Consider the following 15,831-nt stretch of genomic DNA (forward strand, 5'->3'; position numbering starts at 1 on the left):
ACCGGTGAGTCGGGTTGGGGTGGTCCGGCGCAGTCGCAGCGTCGTGCGGAAGCCGCTTACGAGCAGACCGGCGCCATGGCCGCGCAGCGGTACGACGAGTCTCCCGGACGCGGTGACGGCCCTCCGATGCGTGGCGACGGACCTCCCACACGCGGTGACGGCCCTCCCATGCGTGGCGACGGGCCGGCTACGCGCGGTGACCAGCCGGGGCCGCGCACGCGCGCCCGGCAGGAGGCGCGGGGGACGAGCAACCAGGAGACGATCGTCAGCGACGCGCCGCGGCGCTCGCGCAGGAAGGGCGACGGCGGGCCGCCCGGGCCTCCCGGGCCGCCGACCAAGAAGGGCGGCGGCGACGGCAAGGGCGGCTGGCGCAGGTTCGTGCCCAGCTGGAAGATCGTCGTGGCCGGGTTCGTGGTGCTCGCGGCCGGCCTCTTCGGCATGGTCATGGTCGCGTACGCCAACACGCCGGTGCCGACCGCCGACCAGGCCAAGTCCGACGCGCTCGCGCAGCAGAGCACCATCTACTACCGGGACGGCAAGACCGAGATCGCCAAGCTCGGTACGAAGCGCGAGATCCTCGATGACATCTCCAAGATGTCCCCGAGCGTCCGGGACGCCGCGGTGGCCATCGAGAACAAGACGTTCTACGAGGACTCCGGCGTCTCCATCTCCGGCATGTTCCGCTCGCTGTACATGACCGTGACCGGACAGCAGCTCCAGGGCGCCTCGACGATCACCCAGCAGATGGCCCGTAACTACTACGACGGCCTCAGCCAGGAAGTGTCCATCAAGCGCAAGGTCATGGAGATCTTCGTCGCGGTCAAGCTCGACGAGGAGTTGTCCAAGGACGACATCCTGAAGACCTACCTGAACACCGTCAACTTCGGCAAGGCCTATGGCGTCCAGGCCGCCGCGCAGGCGTATTTCGACGAGAAGGCCACCGCCGCCAAGCTGACGCCCGAGCAGGGCGCCTACCTCGCCGCGCGCATCCAGCAGCCCAACTGGGAGCCCGATGCTCCCGAGCTCAAGGCCCGCTGGAAGACCGTCATCCAGTACATGGCCGAGCAGTGGCCGGACAAATACGGCAAGCTGCCGGAGACCGCGAAGTTCCCCAAGCTCCGCAAGGACGGCGACAGCAACGAGCTCGGCGGTCTCCGGGGCTACATGGTGACGCAGGTCCTCCAGGAGCTGAAGGAGCGGCGTGGCCTCACTCCCGACGCGGTCAGGAGCGGCGGCTACCACATCATCTCCACCTTCGACAAGAAGCTCATGAAGGCCGCGCAGGTCGCGGTGAAGAGCACGACGGACAGCATGACCAAGGAGTTCCACGCGGGCCTGGCCGCGGTGGATCCGAAGAACGGCCGCGTTCTGGCGTTCAACGGCGGGAACAACTACGTCACCGACCCGTTCAACGAGCCCTTCGACGCCAAGAAGCAGGCCGCGTCCGCGTTCAAGCCGTACGTGCTGGCGGCCTGGCTGCAGGCCGGCTACTCGCTGAAGAGTTACGTGCCGGGCAACGTGACGGTGCCGAAGGTGCTGCCGGGCCAGGCGCGGGGCGGCTTCAAGAACAGCCACAACGTCGGCCAGGCCGTCGACGTGATCAAGGCCACCGCCCAGTCGGTCAACACGGCGTACGTGTCGATGGCGTACGCGCTGCCCGGCAAGATCGACGACGTGAAGAACCTCGTCGAGGCGGCCGGGTTCAACCCGCAGCGCATGGAAGACGACGTCGACAAGCACCACTACCAGTTCGCCATCGGCAGCGCCCTGGTGACGCCGATCGAGCAGGCCGCCGGCTACTCCATCTTCGCCAACGCGGGCAAGTACACCAAGTACCACGTGGTGCAGGAAGTCAGGCTGGGCAAGCAGGTCGTCTACGGCGAGCAGCTGGCCTCCAAGCGGGTCATCGACCCCGGTGTCGCCGCCGACGCCACGGTCGCCATGGAGGAAGTGCTGCGGAACGGCACCGCGCGGGGCAAGGGCCTGGGCAACCGGCCGGCCGCCGGCAAGACCGGCACGAACAACGACGAGAACGGCGCCTGGTTCGTCGGCTACACGCCGCAGATCTCCGCCGCGGTCGGGTTCTACCGCGAGGAGTGCAAGACGAAGACGGGCAAGGTCGTCCCGCCCAACGCGAACCGCACCTGCCCGGTGACGCCCAACAACAGGAAGAGCACGAAGTACAACGACCAGAATCCCTACAGCTTGCCGTACGAGCGGGGTCTGGGCTTCGAGGGTGCTGACGCGCCCACGCTCACGTGGCAGAGGTTCATGCTGGCGGCTCACGAGAACCTGCCGGTCGAGCAGTTCCCCCAGAAGGCCGATGTGGGGTTGGCCGAGAACATCGTGCCGAGCCCCGAGCCCAAGCCGACGAAGACCCCCGACAACCCGTTCGACAGCGGGGACAACCCCTTCGACGACCAGGGCAACCAGGACTGCCTCGTCAACCCGTGTGACGACAACGCCACCCCCGACGACGACGTCACCATCGACGACCCGGGCAACAACGGCAACCACGGCAACAACGGCAACAACGGCGACGGCGGCGTCCCGCAGACCGGCGACGTCGGCGGGCCCGGCGGCGGCCGGGCGCCCGAACCGAGGCCCTCGGGATGGTCGCCGATGTCCAGACCTGAGGACCGGTGACGAGCACGGAGGTGCGCGTCCCCTTCGTGGCGCGTGCCGTTCCGTACCTTCCCCTGGGGCTGTTCGCGGCCCTGGGGGCGACCCTCGCGTACGTCGTGCGCCTGCCCTGCCGCACCGGCGGCTGGAACGACCAGGTCACGACGTACACGAACTTCTGCTACACCGACATCTACCCCCTGTACTTCGACAGGGCGCTGTCGACCCAGGATCCCTACTTCGCCGCCGTGCCGTTCGACAAGCAGGTCGAGTACCCGGTCGTGCTGGGCGAGGTCATGCAGGTGATCAGCTGGTTCGCCAGGGCGGTCGGAGCCGACGTGGGCGCGCAGGCCGTCAGGTTCTACGACCTGACGGTCATCCTGCTCGGCATCTGCCTGGTCGTCGGCGTCCTGCTGATGGCCGCGGTGGCCGGGCCCACGCGGCGGTGGGACGCGCTCTGGTACGCCATCTCGCCCGCCGTCGTGCTGGCCGCGTACATCAACTGGGACCTGGTCGCCGGCGCGCTGTCGATGGGCATGCTGCTGGCCTGGGCGCGGCGCCGGCAGGTGCTGGCCGGGGTGCTGCTGGGGCTGGCCATCGCGACCAAGTTCTATCCCCTGATGTTCTTGGGGGCGCTGTTCCTGCTCACGTTGCGCACCGCGCGATGGCGGCCGTTCCTGGTCACCCTGGGCGCCACGGCCGGCGCGTGGATCGTGGTCAACGCGCCGTTCATGATCTTCGCGTGGGAGGGATGGCGCAGGTTCTACGTCTTCTCCCAGGAACGCGGGGTCGACTGGGGCTCGCCGTGGCTGTTCTTCCAGAACAAGGGGATCCCCATCCTGGGGGACGGCGACGTCAGCAAGCTGGGCATGGCGTCCCTGGCCATCCTGTGCCTGGGCATCGCCGTACTCGCGCTGGCCGCGCCGCGGCGGCCCAGGCTGGCGCAGATCTGCTTCCTGGCGCTGGCCGCGTTCATGATGACGAACAAGGTGTGGTCGCCGCAGTTCGTGCTCTGGCTCGTGCCGTTCGCCGTGCTGGCCAGGCCCAACTGGAAGCCGCTGGTGCTGTGGCAGCTCGCCGAGATCTGGTACTTCGTCGCCATCTGGCTCTACCTGGTCGCGCAAGCGCCCTTCAGCAGGAACGACCTGGGCATCGGTGACGACACGTACTTCACCGCCGTCTGGGGGCGGGTCATCACGATCGGGATCATGATGGCGTTCGTGGTGCGGGACATCCTCCGTCCCGACAAGGACGTGGTCCGCCAGGGCGACGTCGACGACCAGGGTGGCGGCGTCTTCGACGACGCTCGTGACCGGTTCACGCTGACACCAGCCGTTCGATGATCACCCGCTCGGCCGGCCGGGACGCGTTACTGCTCTGGTTCGGCTCGCGGGCGGGGCTGCTGGTGATGACGCTGCTGGGGACGGCCCTCGGCGCGTACGCCGACAAGTGGCGCAAGTGGGATGCCGGGCTGTTCATCACCATCGCCCAGTACGGCTACGACGGCGAGCCCGGCAAGCCTGTGGACGACGGGCTGCCCGCGTTCTTCCCCGGCTTTCCGATGCTGCTGCGGGTGGTGCACCTCGTCGTGCCGGACTGGGCGGCGGCCGGGCTGCTCATCTCGCTCGCCGCCGGGGCGGTGGCGATGGTGGCGCTGGCCCGGCTGGCCGAGCTGGAAGGCGCCTCCGGCTGGATGGCGGTGCTGGCGCTGCTGCTCTACCCGATGGCGGTGTTCCTGGCGGCGGGTTACAGCGAGTCCCTCTTCCTGGCCTTCGCGATCCCGGCCTGGCTGGCCGCCAGGCAGGGGCAATGGTCCTTGGCGGCGTCCCTCGCCGCGGGCGCCTCGTGCGTGCGGATCACGGGGCTGTTTCTCGCGGTCGCGCTCGTCGTGGAGTTCTTCACCCGGCGCGAGCCGATCCGGCAGCGCATCCGGCAGGCGGGGTGGCTGGTCGTGCCGTTCGTGCCGCTGGCGACGTACTCGTACTACCACTACCGCAGGTCGGGTGACTGGCTGGCGTGGAAGCACGCGCAGGAGGCCGGGTGGGGGCGGGACTTCGCCTGGCCGTGGGAGGCGTGGAAGACGACCTGGCGCTCGGCCATGGGCTCCGACGACTTCGCGGTGGCGTTCCGGATGGAGATCACCGGGGTGGTCGTGGCGTTGGCGGCGCTGATCTGGCTGCTCGCGCTGCGCCGGTGGAGCGAGCTGGTCTACACGGGGCTGCAGGCGGCGGCGCTGATGACCTCGGCGTACTACCTGTCGATCCCGCGCTCGCTGCTGCTGTGGTTCCCCCTGTGGATCCTGGTCGCGAAGGTCGCGACCAGGAGACCGTGGGTGATGGTCGTGTACGCCCTGATCTTCGGGCCGCTCATGCTGCTCAACGCGGAACGTTTCCTGAGCGGCGCGTGGGCGGGCTGATCTTTCTACCCACTTCTTCGTCTTGGTAATCCAGGGAAGTTATCCACAGGCTGTGTGTATTTCCTAGAGGTTCTTGCGCAGGAACGCGATGTCGTCCGCCTGGCCGTCGGCGGGCGTCTCCACCACGATCGGCGCGTCGGCCGCCCGGCAGACCGCCAGGATCAGCTCGGGGTCGATCTTCCCCTTGCCCAGGTTGGCGTGGCGGTCGGCGCCGGAGTCGAAGTCGTCACGCGAGTCGTTGCAGTGGACGAGGTCGATCCGGCCGGTGATGGCCTTGACCCGCTCGACCAGGTCGACCAGCTCCTCGCCGCCCGCGTGGGCGTGGCAGGTGTCGAGGCAGAAGCCCACGTCGAACCCGTCGAGCGCCTCCCACAGCCGGGCGATGCGCTCCAGCTTGCGGGCCATCGCGTTGCCGCCGCCCGCGGTGTTCTCGATCAGCACGGGGATGGGGCACTCCATGCGCTCGAACACCTTGCGCCAGTTGTCGAAGCCGGCCTGTGGATCGTCGCTCTTGTTGACGTGGCCGCCGTGCACGATCAGGCCCTTGGCGCCGAGCCCGGCGGCGGCCTTGAGGTGCTGCTCCAGCAGCTTGCGGCTGGGGATCCTGATGCGGTTGTTCGTGGTGGCGACATTGACCAGATAGGGGGCGTGGATGTAGATGTCGACGCCCTCGACCGGTTTGGCGGGCAGCACCGGCTTGTCGTACCCCTGCGGGTCTCCGAGGAAGAACTGCACCACCTCGGCCCCCACCGCCTCGGCGTGGGCGGCGGGATCGTCCTGATCGACATGAGCTCCGATGCGCACCATAGCTCCCGAGCTTACGCCGCAGAGTAAGGCGGCATCGGGGGACCGATCGGTTTGCCGGGCGCGCGCTCGGGAAGTCGCCATGCGCCCCCTAATCGAGGAGAAACGATATGGCACGCTGGCGCTTGCGAGCGCTGATCTTACTGGTTTACGTCGTGATCGGGATCTACGTGGGCTGGGTCTACCACTACATCACCCCCGGACTGCTCAGAGACCTCGCGGAAGCGCTGCTCGCGGTGTTCCTCTGGTTCCTGGTCCTGCTCGGTATAGACCTGCACATCGGCGGGTGAGCGGCATGCCGGAACGGCCCCGGGCGCCGGGGCCGTTCCTCATCGGCTCAATGAAGTTCAGTGGGGGAGAAAGCCCCCGTGGGCGATGCCCAGCGCGGCTCCCACGAACGATCCCACGATGCCGACGATGTTGAGCGCACGTTGCGGCGTGGTCGCCGAGACGTACTGGGAATACAACCCGACCCCGAAGCCGAGCGTGCCGGCCCACGAGGAGATCGCATGCGCGGAGACCCAGAATGTGGAGACGAAGGCAATGAGACCGCAAACGAGCGCTCCCACCGCCAGGGCGTTCTCCACCGGGTGCGCATGCCCGTCGTTGTTGAGTGTGAGCCTGAACCGCTCCCTCTCGGAGGGCTGAAGCACATGTGGCACGGCCACCACCCCCTAGGTTTCCTAAAGGCCTTCCCACCTTCCCGCGGCTGGTAACCTGGGCAAGCTGCGTTGTGATGGTTGAACCATCGCCCCGGGGCGCCGAAAGGGGCGCCCGGGCACAGACGTCAGCGTCCTCCTGTCACGGCAGAGTGTCGTGACCGCAAGAGTCCAGAGGAGGTTGGAGTCCGCATGCGTCGTTACGAAGTAATGGTCATCCTGGACCCTTCGCTCGATGAGCGCACTGTCGCGCCGTCCCTCGACCAGTTCCTCTCCGTGGTCCGCAACGACGGCGGCACCGTGGAGAAGGTCGACGTCTGGGGCCGTCGCCGTCTCGCCTACGACATCGACAAGAAGTCGGAAGGCATCTACGCCGTCATCGACCTGTCCGCGGAGCCCGCGACGGTCAAGGAGCTCGACCGGCAGATGAACCTCAACGAGGGCATCCTGCGCACCAAGGTCCTGCGTCCGGACGTGCACTAACCCCCGGTTTTTGTCGGGGAAGCCCCGTACTCTGAGCCGTAATCCAAGCGAAGGCGTGCAGGAAGGCGAGCGCTAGCCATGGCAGCAGGCGACACCGTAATCACCATCGTCGGCAACCTCGTCGACGACCCGGAGCTGCGCTTCACCCCGACGGGGCAAGCGGTGGCTCGATTCCGCATCGCGTCCACTCCGCGGTTCATGGATCGTCAGACCAACGAGTGGAAAGATGGCGAAAGCCTCTTCCTGACCTGCAACGTGTGGCGGCAGGCGGCGGAGAACGCCGCCGAGAGCCTGCAGCGCGGGATGCGGGTCATCGTGCAGGGGCGGCTCAAGCAGCGGTCCTACGAGACCAAGGAAGGCGAGAAGCGCACCGTTTACGAGGTCGAGGTCGACGAGGTCGGCCCGTCCCTGCGTAACGCGACCGCCAAGGTCAACCGCACCTCCCGCCAGGGTGGTGGAGGCGGCGGGGGCGGCTTCGGCGGCCCCGCCGACGACCCGTGGGCCTCCGCCTCGCCCGCCCCGCCCCAGGGCGGCGGCGGTTACGGCGGCGGCGGTGGTGGCGGCTTCGGAGGCGGCGGCGGCCAGCAGGGCGGCGGCGGCTTCGGAGGCGGCGGCGGCGGCGACTTCAGCGACGAACCGCCTTTCTAAAACCTGTCCACAAGCCCGAGTCCATTCCCGCCCGTGAAGGCGGGGCTCTGAAAGGAGCACCACGATGGCTAAGCCGGCACTGCGCAAGCCGAAGAAGAAGGTTTGCCTGTTCTGCCACGACAAGATCTCCTACGTCGACTACAAGGACACGGCGCTGCTGCGGAAGTTCATCTCCGACCGCGGCAAGATCCGTGCGCGCCGGGTGACGGGCAACTGCACCCAGCACCAGCGCGACGTGGCGACCGCGATCAAGAACGCGCGTGAGGTGGCCCTGCTGCCTTACACGAGCACCGCGCGCTAAGGAGGCCTGTCGATATGAAGCTCATCCTCACCAACGAGGTCTCCGGCCTCGGCACCCCTGGCGACGTCGTCGAGGTCAAGGACGGCTACGGCCGTAACTACCTCATCCCGCGCGGCTACGCCATGCGCTGGACGCGGGGCGCCGAGAAGCAGATCGAGACGATCAGGAAGGCTCGCGACGCTCGCGAGATCCGCGACCTCGGCACCGCCAAGGAGGTCGCCGGTCAGATCGGCGCGCTGCGCGTCCGCCTGACCACGCGCGCCGGCGAGTCCGGCCGCCTGTTCGGCTCGATCACGACGGGCGACATCGCCGACGCCGTCAAGGCCGCCGGTGGCCCGATCGTCGACCGCCGCCGCATCGAGATCGTCAACCCGATCAAGAGCGTCGGCTCGCACCGCGTCACCATCAAGCTCCACCCCGAGGTTTCGGCCTCTGTGGACGTCGAGGTCGTCGCGGGCTGAGTCCTGCTGTGAAAGCCCCCTCCGCCCGGAGGGGGCTTTCACGTTTCCTGCCCCTGTGAGCGCTTCCCGGAAACGTCCGCTGACCCCCGGCTGAAAAGCCCCATACCGTACGGCTGCGCACGGGCAGGCCACCCGCCGTACTCCGGCTCAGCGCCTTCCAGGAAACGCCCGCTGACCCTTCACCGGCGGGCCGCCGTTACGCGAGCCCATCTTGGCCAACTCCATGGTCAGGGGCACCGCCGGGCGTAATTTCCTATTCGGTCAGCGTAGAATGCGTTCGTTCTTTCGCATGTTCCCCCTGGAGGCTGCAGCCATGGCCCGTCCCCTTATGCTGCTCGCGCTGGCCGTGGCGCTCGTCGGCTGCGCGCCGGTCGACAACACGTCGAGCTTGGCGAGCCCGATCGCGTCAACGTCCACCGCGTGCACCAAGGACCAGCTCAAGCTGGTCAACGCGGGCAAGCTGACCATCGGCACCGACAAGCCCGCCTTCGAGCCCTGGTTCAAGGACGACGACCCGAGCAACGGGCAGGGCTTCGAGAGCGCGGTGGCCTTCGCCGTGGCGGGGGAGCTCGGCTTCGACCGCACCGAGGTGCAGTGGAGCACGATCAAGTTCGACTCGGCGTTCGCTCCTGGGGTCAAGCAGTTCGACTTCGACGTCAACCAGGTGTCCATCACGCCCGACCGGGCCAAGGCGGTCGACTTCAGCAAGGGCTACTACACCGTCAAGCAGGCCATCGTGGCGATCGACGGGAGCAAGTTCGCCGGGGCGAAGAGCCTGGCCGAGCTGCAGAGCGCGAAGATCGGCGTACAGGTGGGCACGACCTCGCTCGACGCGGTCAAGAACGTCATCAAGCCCGCCGACGACCCCAACGTCTACAACGAGCAGATCGACGCCGTCAACGCGCTGAAGAACAAGCAGGTGGACGCGCTGGTCGTGGACCTGCCGACGGCGTTCTACGTGACGGCCGCGCAGGTCGAGAAGTCCAAGATCGTGGGGCAGTTCAGCTCGACGGGCGGCACGCCCGAGGAGTTCGGGCTGGTCATGGAGAAGGGCAGCGCGCTCAAGCCGTGCGTCGACAAGGCCGTTGAGGCGCTGAAGTCGAAGGGCGAGCTGGCCAAGATCGAGCAGGCGTGGCTCGGCTCGGCGGCGGGCGCGCCAGAGCTGCGATGAGCGAGTTCGACGAACCCGGCAAGACCGCAGCGGGCAAATCCGGCGAACCCGGCAAGGTCGCGGTGGGCGAGCCCGGTGGACCTGGCAAACCGGCGGCGGGCGAGTGGGTCAAGTCGGAGCGGCAGGTCGAGCGGGAGCGGGTGCGCCGGTCGCACGCCCGCCGCTCGGCCTCGATCGCGACGGTTTCGACGATCGTCTTCATCGTGCTGGTCGTCTCGATCGTCACGAACTCACCCGGCTGGCCCCGGGTGCAGGAGACGTTCTTCAATCCCGACGAGTTCGTCAAGGCGCTGCCCGACGTGCTGAAGGGTTTCCTGCTCAACATCAAGATCTTCCTGATCGCCGAGCCGCTGATCCTGGTCGTCGGGCTGCTGGTGGCGCTGGCCAGGGGGATCAGGAAGCCCGCGTTCTTCCCGATCCGGGCGCTGGCCACGCTCTACACCGACGTCTTCCGCGGTGTGCCGACGATCCTGGTGATCTACCTGATCGGGTTCGGGCTGCCCGCGCTCCGGCTGCAGGGCATCCCGACCGACCTGGTGACGCTGGCCATCATCGCGCTGACGCTCTCGTACGGTGGGTACGTGGCCGAGGTGTTCCGCTCGGGCATCGAGTCCATCCACCCGAGCCAGGTCGCGGCGGCCCGCTCGCTGGGGCTGAGCCACATCAAGACCATGCGGTTCGTGGTGCTGCCCCAGGCCACCCGTAGGGTCGTGCCGCCGCTGCTCAACGACTTCGTCTCGCTGCAGAAGGACACCGCGCTCGTGTCGACCATCGGGCCGCTGGAGGCGCTCAGGCAGGCGCAGATCCACGTGGCCAGCACCTTCAACTACACGCCCTATCTGGTGGCGGCGCTGCTGTTCATCCTGCTCACCATCCCCCTGGCCAGGTTCACCGACCACCTGGCGGCACGCACGCGCAGGAGGCGTGGCGCATGAGCCTTCTGACTATTGACGGGGTGTGGAAGAACTTCCGGGGCCACAGCGTGCTGCGCGGCATCGACCTCGAGGTGCGCCCGCACGAGGTGGTGAGCCTCATCGGGGCCTCCGGCTCGGGCAAGTCCACGCTCCTGCGCTGCGTCAACCTGCTGGAGACCGTGGACGACGGCGTGATCCTCCTCGACGGCGAGGACATCACCGACCCGCGCGTGAACGTGGACGACGTGCGCAAGCGGCTCGGCATCGTGTTCCAGGCGTTCAACCTGTTCCCGCACATGACCGTGCTGGACAACGTCACGCTCGCGCCGCGCCAGGTGCACAAGGTGGCCAAGGGTGAGGCCGAGGAGCAGGCGCACGGCCTGCTGGCCAGGTTCGGGCTGGCGGACAAGGCGCGCGCCTACCCCGACCAGCTTTCGGGCGGGCAGCAGCAGCGGGTGGCCATCATCAGGGCGCTGGCCACGCAGCCCAGGCTGATGCTGCTGGACGAGGTCACCTCGGCGCTCGACCCCGAGCTGGTGCTGGAGGTGCTGGGGGTCATCAAGGAGCTCAAGGAGTCGGGCATGACGATGATTCTCACGACCCACGAGATGAGCTTTTGTCGCGATATTTCGGACACGGTGTGCTTCCTTGACGGCGGCGTGCTGCTGGAGAAGGGCCCCGCCGAGCAGATCTTCACCGAGCCGGAGAACCCCCGCACCAGGGAGTTCCTGCGCAGCGTCCTGGAGTCGGGCCGGCTCTAGGGCCGGTGGCGGGCCGCGTACCAGCTCGGCGGTGGGGGAATCGGGCCGGCTCTAGCGGCGATGGCGGCCGCGTGCCGGCTCGATCGGGGTGTGCGGGCGGGCCAGCAGGCTGTGGCGGCGGCCGTACACGAGGTAGACCAGCAGGCCGAAGGCCATCCACAGGGCGAACCACGCCCAGGTGAGCAACTGCAGGTTCACCATCAGCCAGAGCGTGGCCACCAGCGACAGCCCCGGCAGCAGCGGCGAGAGCGGCACCCTGAACCCCCGCTCCAGGTACGGCATGCGCCGCCGCATCACGATCACCCCGGCCGCCACGAACGCGAATGCGAACAGCGTCCCGATCACCACGAGCTCCTGCATCGTGAGCACCGGCACGAACTCGGCCAGCACGATCGCCACGACCCCGATCACCAGCGTCACCCGGGTGGGAGTGTGATATTTCCGGCTGACCGTGGCCAGGCCGCGGGGGATCAGCCCGTCGCGGGCCATCGAGAACAGCACCCGCGTCTGCCCCACGATCAGCACCAGGATCACCGTCGTCAGCCCGAGCACCGCGCCCACGTCGATGACGTGCACCATCCAGTCCACGCCGACCGCCCGGAACGCCCCGGTCAGCGGCGCGTCCTCGGAGATCTTCGTGTACGGGACCATGCCCACCATGACCAGGGCCACCGCGAGGTAGAGGACGGTGGCGATGATCAGGCTGCGGATCATGCCCTTGGGCACGGCGGCGGGCGCGTTCACGGTCTCCTCGGCGGAGGTGGCCACGATGTCGAACCCGATGTACGCGAACGCGATGGCCGAGGCCGCCGCGAAGATCCCGAACCAGCCGAACGCGTGGCTCTGGCCGAACAGGATCTCCAGCACGGTCGTGGGCGGCTTCGGCAGGATCTTGGACGGCACGTGGAACTCGCCGAAGTTCCGTACGTCGATGTGGGGCAGGCCCACGACGATGACCGCCCCGATGGCCAGCAGCTTGGCTGCCACCATGATCCACAGGGCCCGCAGCCCGATCCGCGCGCCGAGCGCCACCACGCCGGTGAGCAGCACCAGGATCACGAGCACGAGGACGTCGCCGACGAGCTCCTGGTGCGGCACGCGTACCCCGAAGTTGGAGATCGCCCCGACCGTGATCGCGGCCCACGCCCTGGCCACGACGGCGGCGGCGAACTGCAGCTCCAGGATCAGCGCCCAGCCGATGATCCACGCCCAGACCTCGCCGAAGATGACGTACGTGAAGGTGTAGGCGCTGCCCGAGGTCGGCATCGTGGACGACAGCTCGGCGTAGCACAGGCAGGCGAGCAGGCAGGCGATGCCCGCGATCATGAAGGACAGGATGACGCCGGGACCCGCCGTGGTGGCCGCCTGCCGCCCGGCGATGGAGAAGATGCCGGCGCCGATGATCACACCGAGCCCGAGCACCACCAGGTCGGCCGGGCGGTAGAGCTCGGCCAGGCTGTGGCGGGCGCCCGTGCGTAATCCGGTCGCCTCGGTGGGTGGCAGTCGCCGCAGAATCGTGGACAAGGAACACCCCGCTCAGGGAACGCGCCCACAATGTCTCACCACTCGGACAACAGCAAGCACAGGACGGTCACAGTGTTTCCGCAGATCACTGCAGGTAGCGGGGGCTGTGCCCAAAGTGAGACCGCCTACGCTCCGGTCACCAGCCAGGCGGTGCCGGCGGCCCGGCGTACGAGGCTGACCAGGCGGGCGAGCATCCACACCCCGAGCGCGCACCACAGGGCGACGATCCCGAAGCCGGAGGCGAGGAGGGCGGCGGGGAGGTACGCCAGCGTCGTCCACACCCCCGCCCACGCCAGGTAGCGCTGGTCGCCCGCACCGATCAGCACGCCGTCGAGCACGAACACCACCCCGCACACCGGCTGGAACGCCGCCACCGGCCACATCAGCGCCAGCAACAGGTCGGTGACCTGCGGGTCCGTGTCGAACAGCCCAGGCAGCAGCGGCCTGGCGGCCACGACCAGCAGACCGAGCAGCACGCCCGACCAGCCGCCCCACTGCACCATCCGCCTGGTCGCGGCCCTGGTGGACGCGACGTCCCCCGCGCCGAGCGAGCGTCCCGTGATGGCCTGCCCGGCGATGGCGATGGCGTCCAGCGCGAACGCGAGCAGCGTCCACACCTGGGTGGCGATGGCGTACGCGGCCAGCTCGACCTCGCCCATCCTGGTGGCGATCACGGTGGCCGCGAGCAGCACCACCCGCAGGCAGAGGGTACGGACGAGCAGCGCGAACCCGGCCGTGCCCGCCTCCTTGACCCCCGCCAGACCGGGCGTGAGCGGCGTCCCCAGCCGCCGCGCGCCCCGCGCCACGACGGCGAGGTAGACGGCCGCGCCCAGCGTCTGCGCGATCACCGTGCCCCAGGCCGACCCGGCGATGCCCCACCCCAGCCCCAGCACGAACCAGGCGTTCAGGACCGCGTTCAGCACGAAGGAGCCGATGGCGACGGCCAGCGGCGTGACGGTGTCTTGCAGACCGCGCAGCACCCCCGTCCCGGCCAGCACGACCAGCATGCCGGGCGCGCCGAGCAGGCTGATCCGCAGGTACGTCACGGCCTGCGCGCCCTGCCCCTCGCCCGCCCCGAACAGCTCCACGATGGCGGGGGCCAGCGGCCAGCACACGGCGATCAGGAGCGCGCCGATGGCCAGGGCCAGCCAGATCCCGTCCACACCGCTGCGCATGGCCCGCGCGTGGTTCCCGGCGCCCGTCTGACGCGCCACGGAGGCCGTGGTGCCGTACGCGAGGAAGACGCACAGGTTCACCAGGGTCGCGAGGACCGTACCCGCCACCCCCAGCGCCCCCACCGCCGTGGTGCCCAGCCCGTGCCCCACGATGGCGTAGTCGGCGAGGAGGAAGAGCGGCTCGGCCACCAGCGCGCCGAACGCCGGTACGGCTAAGCGGAGTATCTCCCGATCCCTGGGGGTAATGAGCATTTGTCCATTATGGCCATTACACGGCGTGTCGGCGAAACTTTCTTTTCTCCACAGCCAGTGGATACCGTTCGCCCAGGTCAAAGGCTGTTCGGTGGATATCCGAGAGAGTTATCCACAGCAACTGTCCACAGGCCTTTCACATCCTGGGCACGGTAGTGCACAGCTTGGCCACAGGGTTGTCCACAGGTCGCGTTGCCGTCGGCTCTCGACTCCGAGAAACTGTCAGACCGGTCGGCTACAAGTGGGGGTGGTGCGACCGCCTGCAAGTGTTCGAGGGGGCGCGGTGAGTATTGACGACGAGACGGGCGCAGGCCCTGGTTTCGAGCGCACCCCCCCGAACAACATCGAGGCGGAGCAGTCCGTCCTGGGCGGCATGCTGCTGTCCAAGGACGCCATCGCCGACGTCGTCGAGATCCTGCGGTCCGACGACTTCTACCGGCCCGCCCACCAGATGGTCTACGAGGTCATCACCGACCTCTACGGAAGGGGCGAGCCCGCCGACGCGGTCACCGTCTTCGACGAGCTGCAGAAGCGCGGCGAGATGGCCAGGGTGGGCGGGGCCGCCTACCTCCACACCCTCACGGCCGTCGTCCCCACCGCGGCCAACGCCGGCTACTACGCCAAGATCGTCAGGGAGCAGGCCATCCTGCGCCGCCTCATCGAGGCCGGCACCCGCATCGTCTCCTTCGGCTACGGCGGGCAGAACGAAGAGGTCGACGACCTCGTCGACCGCGCCCAGGCGGAGATCTACAAGGTCACCGAGCGCCGCACCTCGGAGGACTACGCGCCCCTGGCCGACATCATGCCCGGCGCCCTCGACGAGCTGGAGGCCATCGGCAGCCGCGGCGGCCAGATGGTCGGCGTGCCGACCGGCTTCCAGGACCTCGACCAGCTCACCAACGGCCTCCACCCGGGCCAGATGATCGTCGTGGCCGCCCGGCCTGCCATCGGTAAAAGCACGCTAGGTCTGGATTTCGCCCGGTCTGCGGCTATCAAGCATGGGATGACCACGGTCATCTTCTCGCTGGAGATGTCGCGCAACGAGATCACCATGCGTCTGCTGTCCGCCGAGGCCCGGGTCGCCCTCCACGCCATGCGCTCGGGCATGATGGGCGACGACGACTGGACGCGCCTGGCCCGGCGCATGAGCGAGGTGGCGGAGGCGCCGCTGTTCATCGACGACTCGCCCAACATGTCGATGATGGAGATCCGGGCCAAGTGCCGGCGGCTCAAGCAGCGTAACGACCTGCGGTTCGTGGTCATCGACTACCTCCAGCTGATGAGCTCGCCGAAGAAGACCGAGAGCCGGCAGAACGAGGTCTCGGAGATCTCCCGTGCGATCAAGCTGCTGGCCAAGGAGCTGGAGGTGCCGGTCATCGCGATCTCCCAGCTCAACCGTGGCCCGGAGCAGCGCACGGACAAGCGCCCCGCGGTGAGCGACCTGCGTGAGTCCGGGTCCATCGAGCAGGACGCCGACATGGTCATCCTGCTGCACCGGGAGGACGCGTACGAGCGGGAGTCACCCCGGGCGGGTGAAGCGGACCTGATCGTGGCCAAGCATCGTAACGGCCCCACGGCGACGGTGACGGTGGCGTTCCAGGGCCACTACAGCCGGTTCGTGGACATGGCGCAGCACTGAT

Annotated in this window: 16 protein-coding genes; 12 read left to right on the forward strand and 4 right to left on the reverse strand. The window is 68.4% G+C overall.

The features are described 5' to 3' along the window. Positions 1 to 168: 168 nt before the first annotated feature. From ABZX61_RS09115 to ABZX61_RS09125, 3 genes are read left to right on the forward strand one after another with little or no spacing between them, the layout of a single operon-like run. The gene (locus ABZX61_RS09115; protein ID WP_355192899.1) at positions 169 to 2,646 is read left to right on the forward strand and encodes a transglycosylase domain-containing protein; all 2,478 of its coding nucleotides are present in this window, start codon (positions 169 to 171) and stop codon (positions 2,644 to 2,646) included. Further along, complete coding sequence (locus ABZX61_RS09120) at positions 2,643 to 3,965, forward strand: glycosyltransferase 87 family protein (RefSeq protein ID WP_350724179.1); 1,323 nt, start codon at positions 2,643 to 2,645, stop codon at positions 3,963 to 3,965. The genes ABZX61_RS09115 and ABZX61_RS09120 overlap by 4 nt, the downstream gene beginning before the upstream one ends. After that, positions 3,962 to 5,038: a mannosyltransferase family protein gene (locus ABZX61_RS09125; RefSeq protein WP_355192902.1), complete on the forward strand. Its 1,077-nt coding sequence runs from the start codon at positions 3,962 to 3,964 to the stop codon at positions 5,036 to 5,038. Before ABZX61_RS09120 ends, ABZX61_RS09125 begins: the two co-directional genes overlap by 4 nt. Positions 5,039 to 5,101: 63 nt before the next feature. Here the strand turns inward: ABZX61_RS09125 and ABZX61_RS09130 are convergent, their stop codons facing one another. Further along, positions 5,102 to 5,845: a deoxyribonuclease IV gene (locus tag ABZX61_RS09130; RefSeq protein ID WP_355192904.1), complete on the reverse strand. Its 744-nt coding sequence runs from the start codon at positions 5,843 to 5,845 to the stop codon at positions 5,102 to 5,104. A 107-nt stretch (positions 5,846 to 5,952) separates the two neighbouring features. On the opposite strand from ABZX61_RS09130, the gene ABZX61_RS09135 reads away from it, so the two are divergent. Next, positions 5,953 to 6,132 (forward strand): hypothetical protein, encoded by a 180-nt coding sequence (locus tag ABZX61_RS09135; RefSeq protein WP_319714256.1) that lies wholly within the window; start codon positions 5,953 to 5,955, stop codon positions 6,130 to 6,132. Between the two features lie 57 nt (positions 6,133 to 6,189). Here the strand turns inward: ABZX61_RS09135 and ABZX61_RS09140 are convergent, their stop codons facing one another. Beyond that, the gene (locus tag ABZX61_RS09140; RefSeq protein ID WP_355192906.1) at positions 6,190 to 6,504 is read right to left on the reverse strand and encodes a hypothetical protein; all 315 of its coding nucleotides are present in this window, start codon (positions 6,502 to 6,504) and stop codon (positions 6,190 to 6,192) included. A gap of 189 nt (positions 6,505 to 6,693) precedes the next feature. Between ABZX61_RS09140 and rpsF the strand changes: the two genes are divergently transcribed. The 7 genes from rpsF (at position 6,694) to ABZX61_RS09175 (ending at position 11,240) form a co-directional block, all read left to right on the forward strand. Further along, a complete protein-coding gene (gene rpsF / locus ABZX61_RS09145; protein WP_080044189.1) occupies positions 6,694 to 6,984 on the forward strand; it encodes a 30S ribosomal protein S6 in 291 nt (96 codons plus the stop codon). A gap of 78 nt (positions 6,985 to 7,062) precedes the next feature. Next, positions 7,063 to 7,632 (forward strand): single-stranded DNA-binding protein, encoded by a 570-nt coding sequence (locus ABZX61_RS09150; protein WP_355192908.1) that lies wholly within the window; start codon positions 7,063 to 7,065, stop codon positions 7,630 to 7,632. 64 nt (positions 7,633 to 7,696) lie between these two features. Beyond that, positions 7,697 to 7,933 (forward strand): 30S ribosomal protein S18, encoded by a 237-nt coding sequence (gene rpsR, locus ABZX61_RS09155; protein ID WP_020543048.1) that lies wholly within the window; start codon positions 7,697 to 7,699, stop codon positions 7,931 to 7,933. 14 nt (positions 7,934 to 7,947) lie between these two features. Further along, complete coding sequence (gene rplI, locus ABZX61_RS09160) at positions 7,948 to 8,394, forward strand: 50S ribosomal protein L9 (RefSeq protein WP_185069541.1); 447 nt, start codon at positions 7,948 to 7,950, stop codon at positions 8,392 to 8,394. Positions 8,395 to 8,707: 313 nt separating this feature from the next. Next, positions 8,708 to 9,565: an ABC transporter substrate-binding protein gene (locus tag ABZX61_RS09165; protein WP_355192911.1), complete on the forward strand. Its 858-nt coding sequence runs from the start codon at positions 8,708 to 8,710 to the stop codon at positions 9,563 to 9,565. Then, positions 9,562 to 10,500, forward strand: a complete 939-nt coding sequence (locus ABZX61_RS09170) for an amino acid ABC transporter permease (protein ID WP_355192913.1) — start codon at positions 9,562 to 9,564, stop codon at positions 10,498 to 10,500. The genes ABZX61_RS09165 and ABZX61_RS09170 overlap by 4 nt, the downstream gene beginning before the upstream one ends. Further along, a complete protein-coding gene (locus tag ABZX61_RS09175) occupies positions 10,497 to 11,240 on the forward strand; it encodes an amino acid ABC transporter ATP-binding protein (RefSeq protein ID WP_350724165.1) in 744 nt (247 codons plus the stop codon). The genes ABZX61_RS09170 and ABZX61_RS09175 overlap by 4 nt, the downstream gene beginning before the upstream one ends. 51 nt (positions 11,241 to 11,291) lie before the next feature. Here ABZX61_RS09175 and ABZX61_RS09180 read toward each other — a convergent pair whose 3' ends face one another. Together ABZX61_RS09180 and ABZX61_RS09185 are read right to left on the reverse strand one after the other, a co-directional pair. Continuing rightward, positions 11,292 to 12,764: an amino acid permease gene (locus ABZX61_RS09180; protein ID WP_355192915.1), complete on the reverse strand. Its 1,473-nt coding sequence runs from the start codon at positions 12,762 to 12,764 to the stop codon at positions 11,292 to 11,294. 125 nt (positions 12,765 to 12,889) lie between these two features. After that, on the reverse strand, positions 12,890 to 14,191 hold the full coding sequence (locus ABZX61_RS09185; RefSeq protein WP_355192917.1) for an MATE family efflux transporter: 1,302 nt from the start codon (positions 14,189 to 14,191) through the stop codon (positions 12,890 to 12,892). 283 nt (positions 14,192 to 14,474) lie between these two features. Here ABZX61_RS09185 and dnaB point away from each other — a divergent pair, with 283 nt between their 5' ends. Next, complete coding sequence (gene dnaB / locus ABZX61_RS09190) at positions 14,475 to 15,830, forward strand: replicative DNA helicase (protein ID WP_350724159.1); 1,356 nt, start codon at positions 14,475 to 14,477, stop codon at positions 15,828 to 15,830. Position 15,831 lies beyond the last annotated feature (1 nt).

Source organism: Nonomuraea sp. NPDC003709, assembly GCF_040610775.1.
Classification (GTDB): domain Bacteria; phylum Actinomycetota; class Actinomycetes; order Streptosporangiales; family Streptosporangiaceae; genus Nonomuraea; species Nonomuraea angiospora_A.

Bases quoted from the DNA above. Each gene is read 5' to 3' on its own strand.
- ABZX61_RS09115 (WP_355192899.1), top strand. From the start codon at position 169: ATGCGTGGCGACGGGCCGGCTACGCGCGGTGACCAGCCGGGGCCGCGC.
- ABZX61_RS09125 (WP_355192902.1), top strand. From the start codon at position 3,962: ATGATCACCCGCTCGGCCGGCCGGGACGCGTTACTGCTCTGGTTCGGC.
- ABZX61_RS09130 (WP_355192904.1), bottom strand. From the start codon at position 5,845: ATGGTGCGCATCGGAGCTCATGTCGATCAGGACGATCCCGCCGCCCAC.
- ABZX61_RS09135 (WP_319714256.1), top strand. From the start codon at position 5,953: ATGGCACGCTGGCGCTTGCGAGCGCTGATCTTACTGGTTTACGTCGTG.
- rpsF (WP_080044189.1), top strand. From the start codon at position 6,694: ATGCGTCGTTACGAAGTAATGGTCATCCTGGACCCTTCGCTCGATGAG.
- ABZX61_RS09150 (WP_355192908.1), top strand. From the start codon at position 7,063: ATGGCAGCAGGCGACACCGTAATCACCATCGTCGGCAACCTCGTCGAC.
- rpsR (WP_020543048.1), top strand. From the start codon at position 7,697: ATGGCTAAGCCGGCACTGCGCAAGCCGAAGAAGAAGGTTTGCCTGTTC.
- rplI (WP_185069541.1), top strand. From the start codon at position 7,948: ATGAAGCTCATCCTCACCAACGAGGTCTCCGGCCTCGGCACCCCTGGC.
- ABZX61_RS09165 (WP_355192911.1), top strand. From the start codon at position 8,708: ATGGCCCGTCCCCTTATGCTGCTCGCGCTGGCCGTGGCGCTCGTCGGC.
- ABZX61_RS09170 (WP_355192913.1), top strand. From the start codon at position 9,562: ATGAGCGAGTTCGACGAACCCGGCAAGACCGCAGCGGGCAAATCCGGC.
- ABZX61_RS09175 (WP_350724165.1), top strand. From the start codon at position 10,497: ATGAGCCTTCTGACTATTGACGGGGTGTGGAAGAACTTCCGGGGCCAC.
- ABZX61_RS09185 (WP_355192917.1), bottom strand. From the start codon at position 14,191: ATGCTCATTACCCCCAGGGATCGGGAGATACTCCGCTTAGCCGTACCG.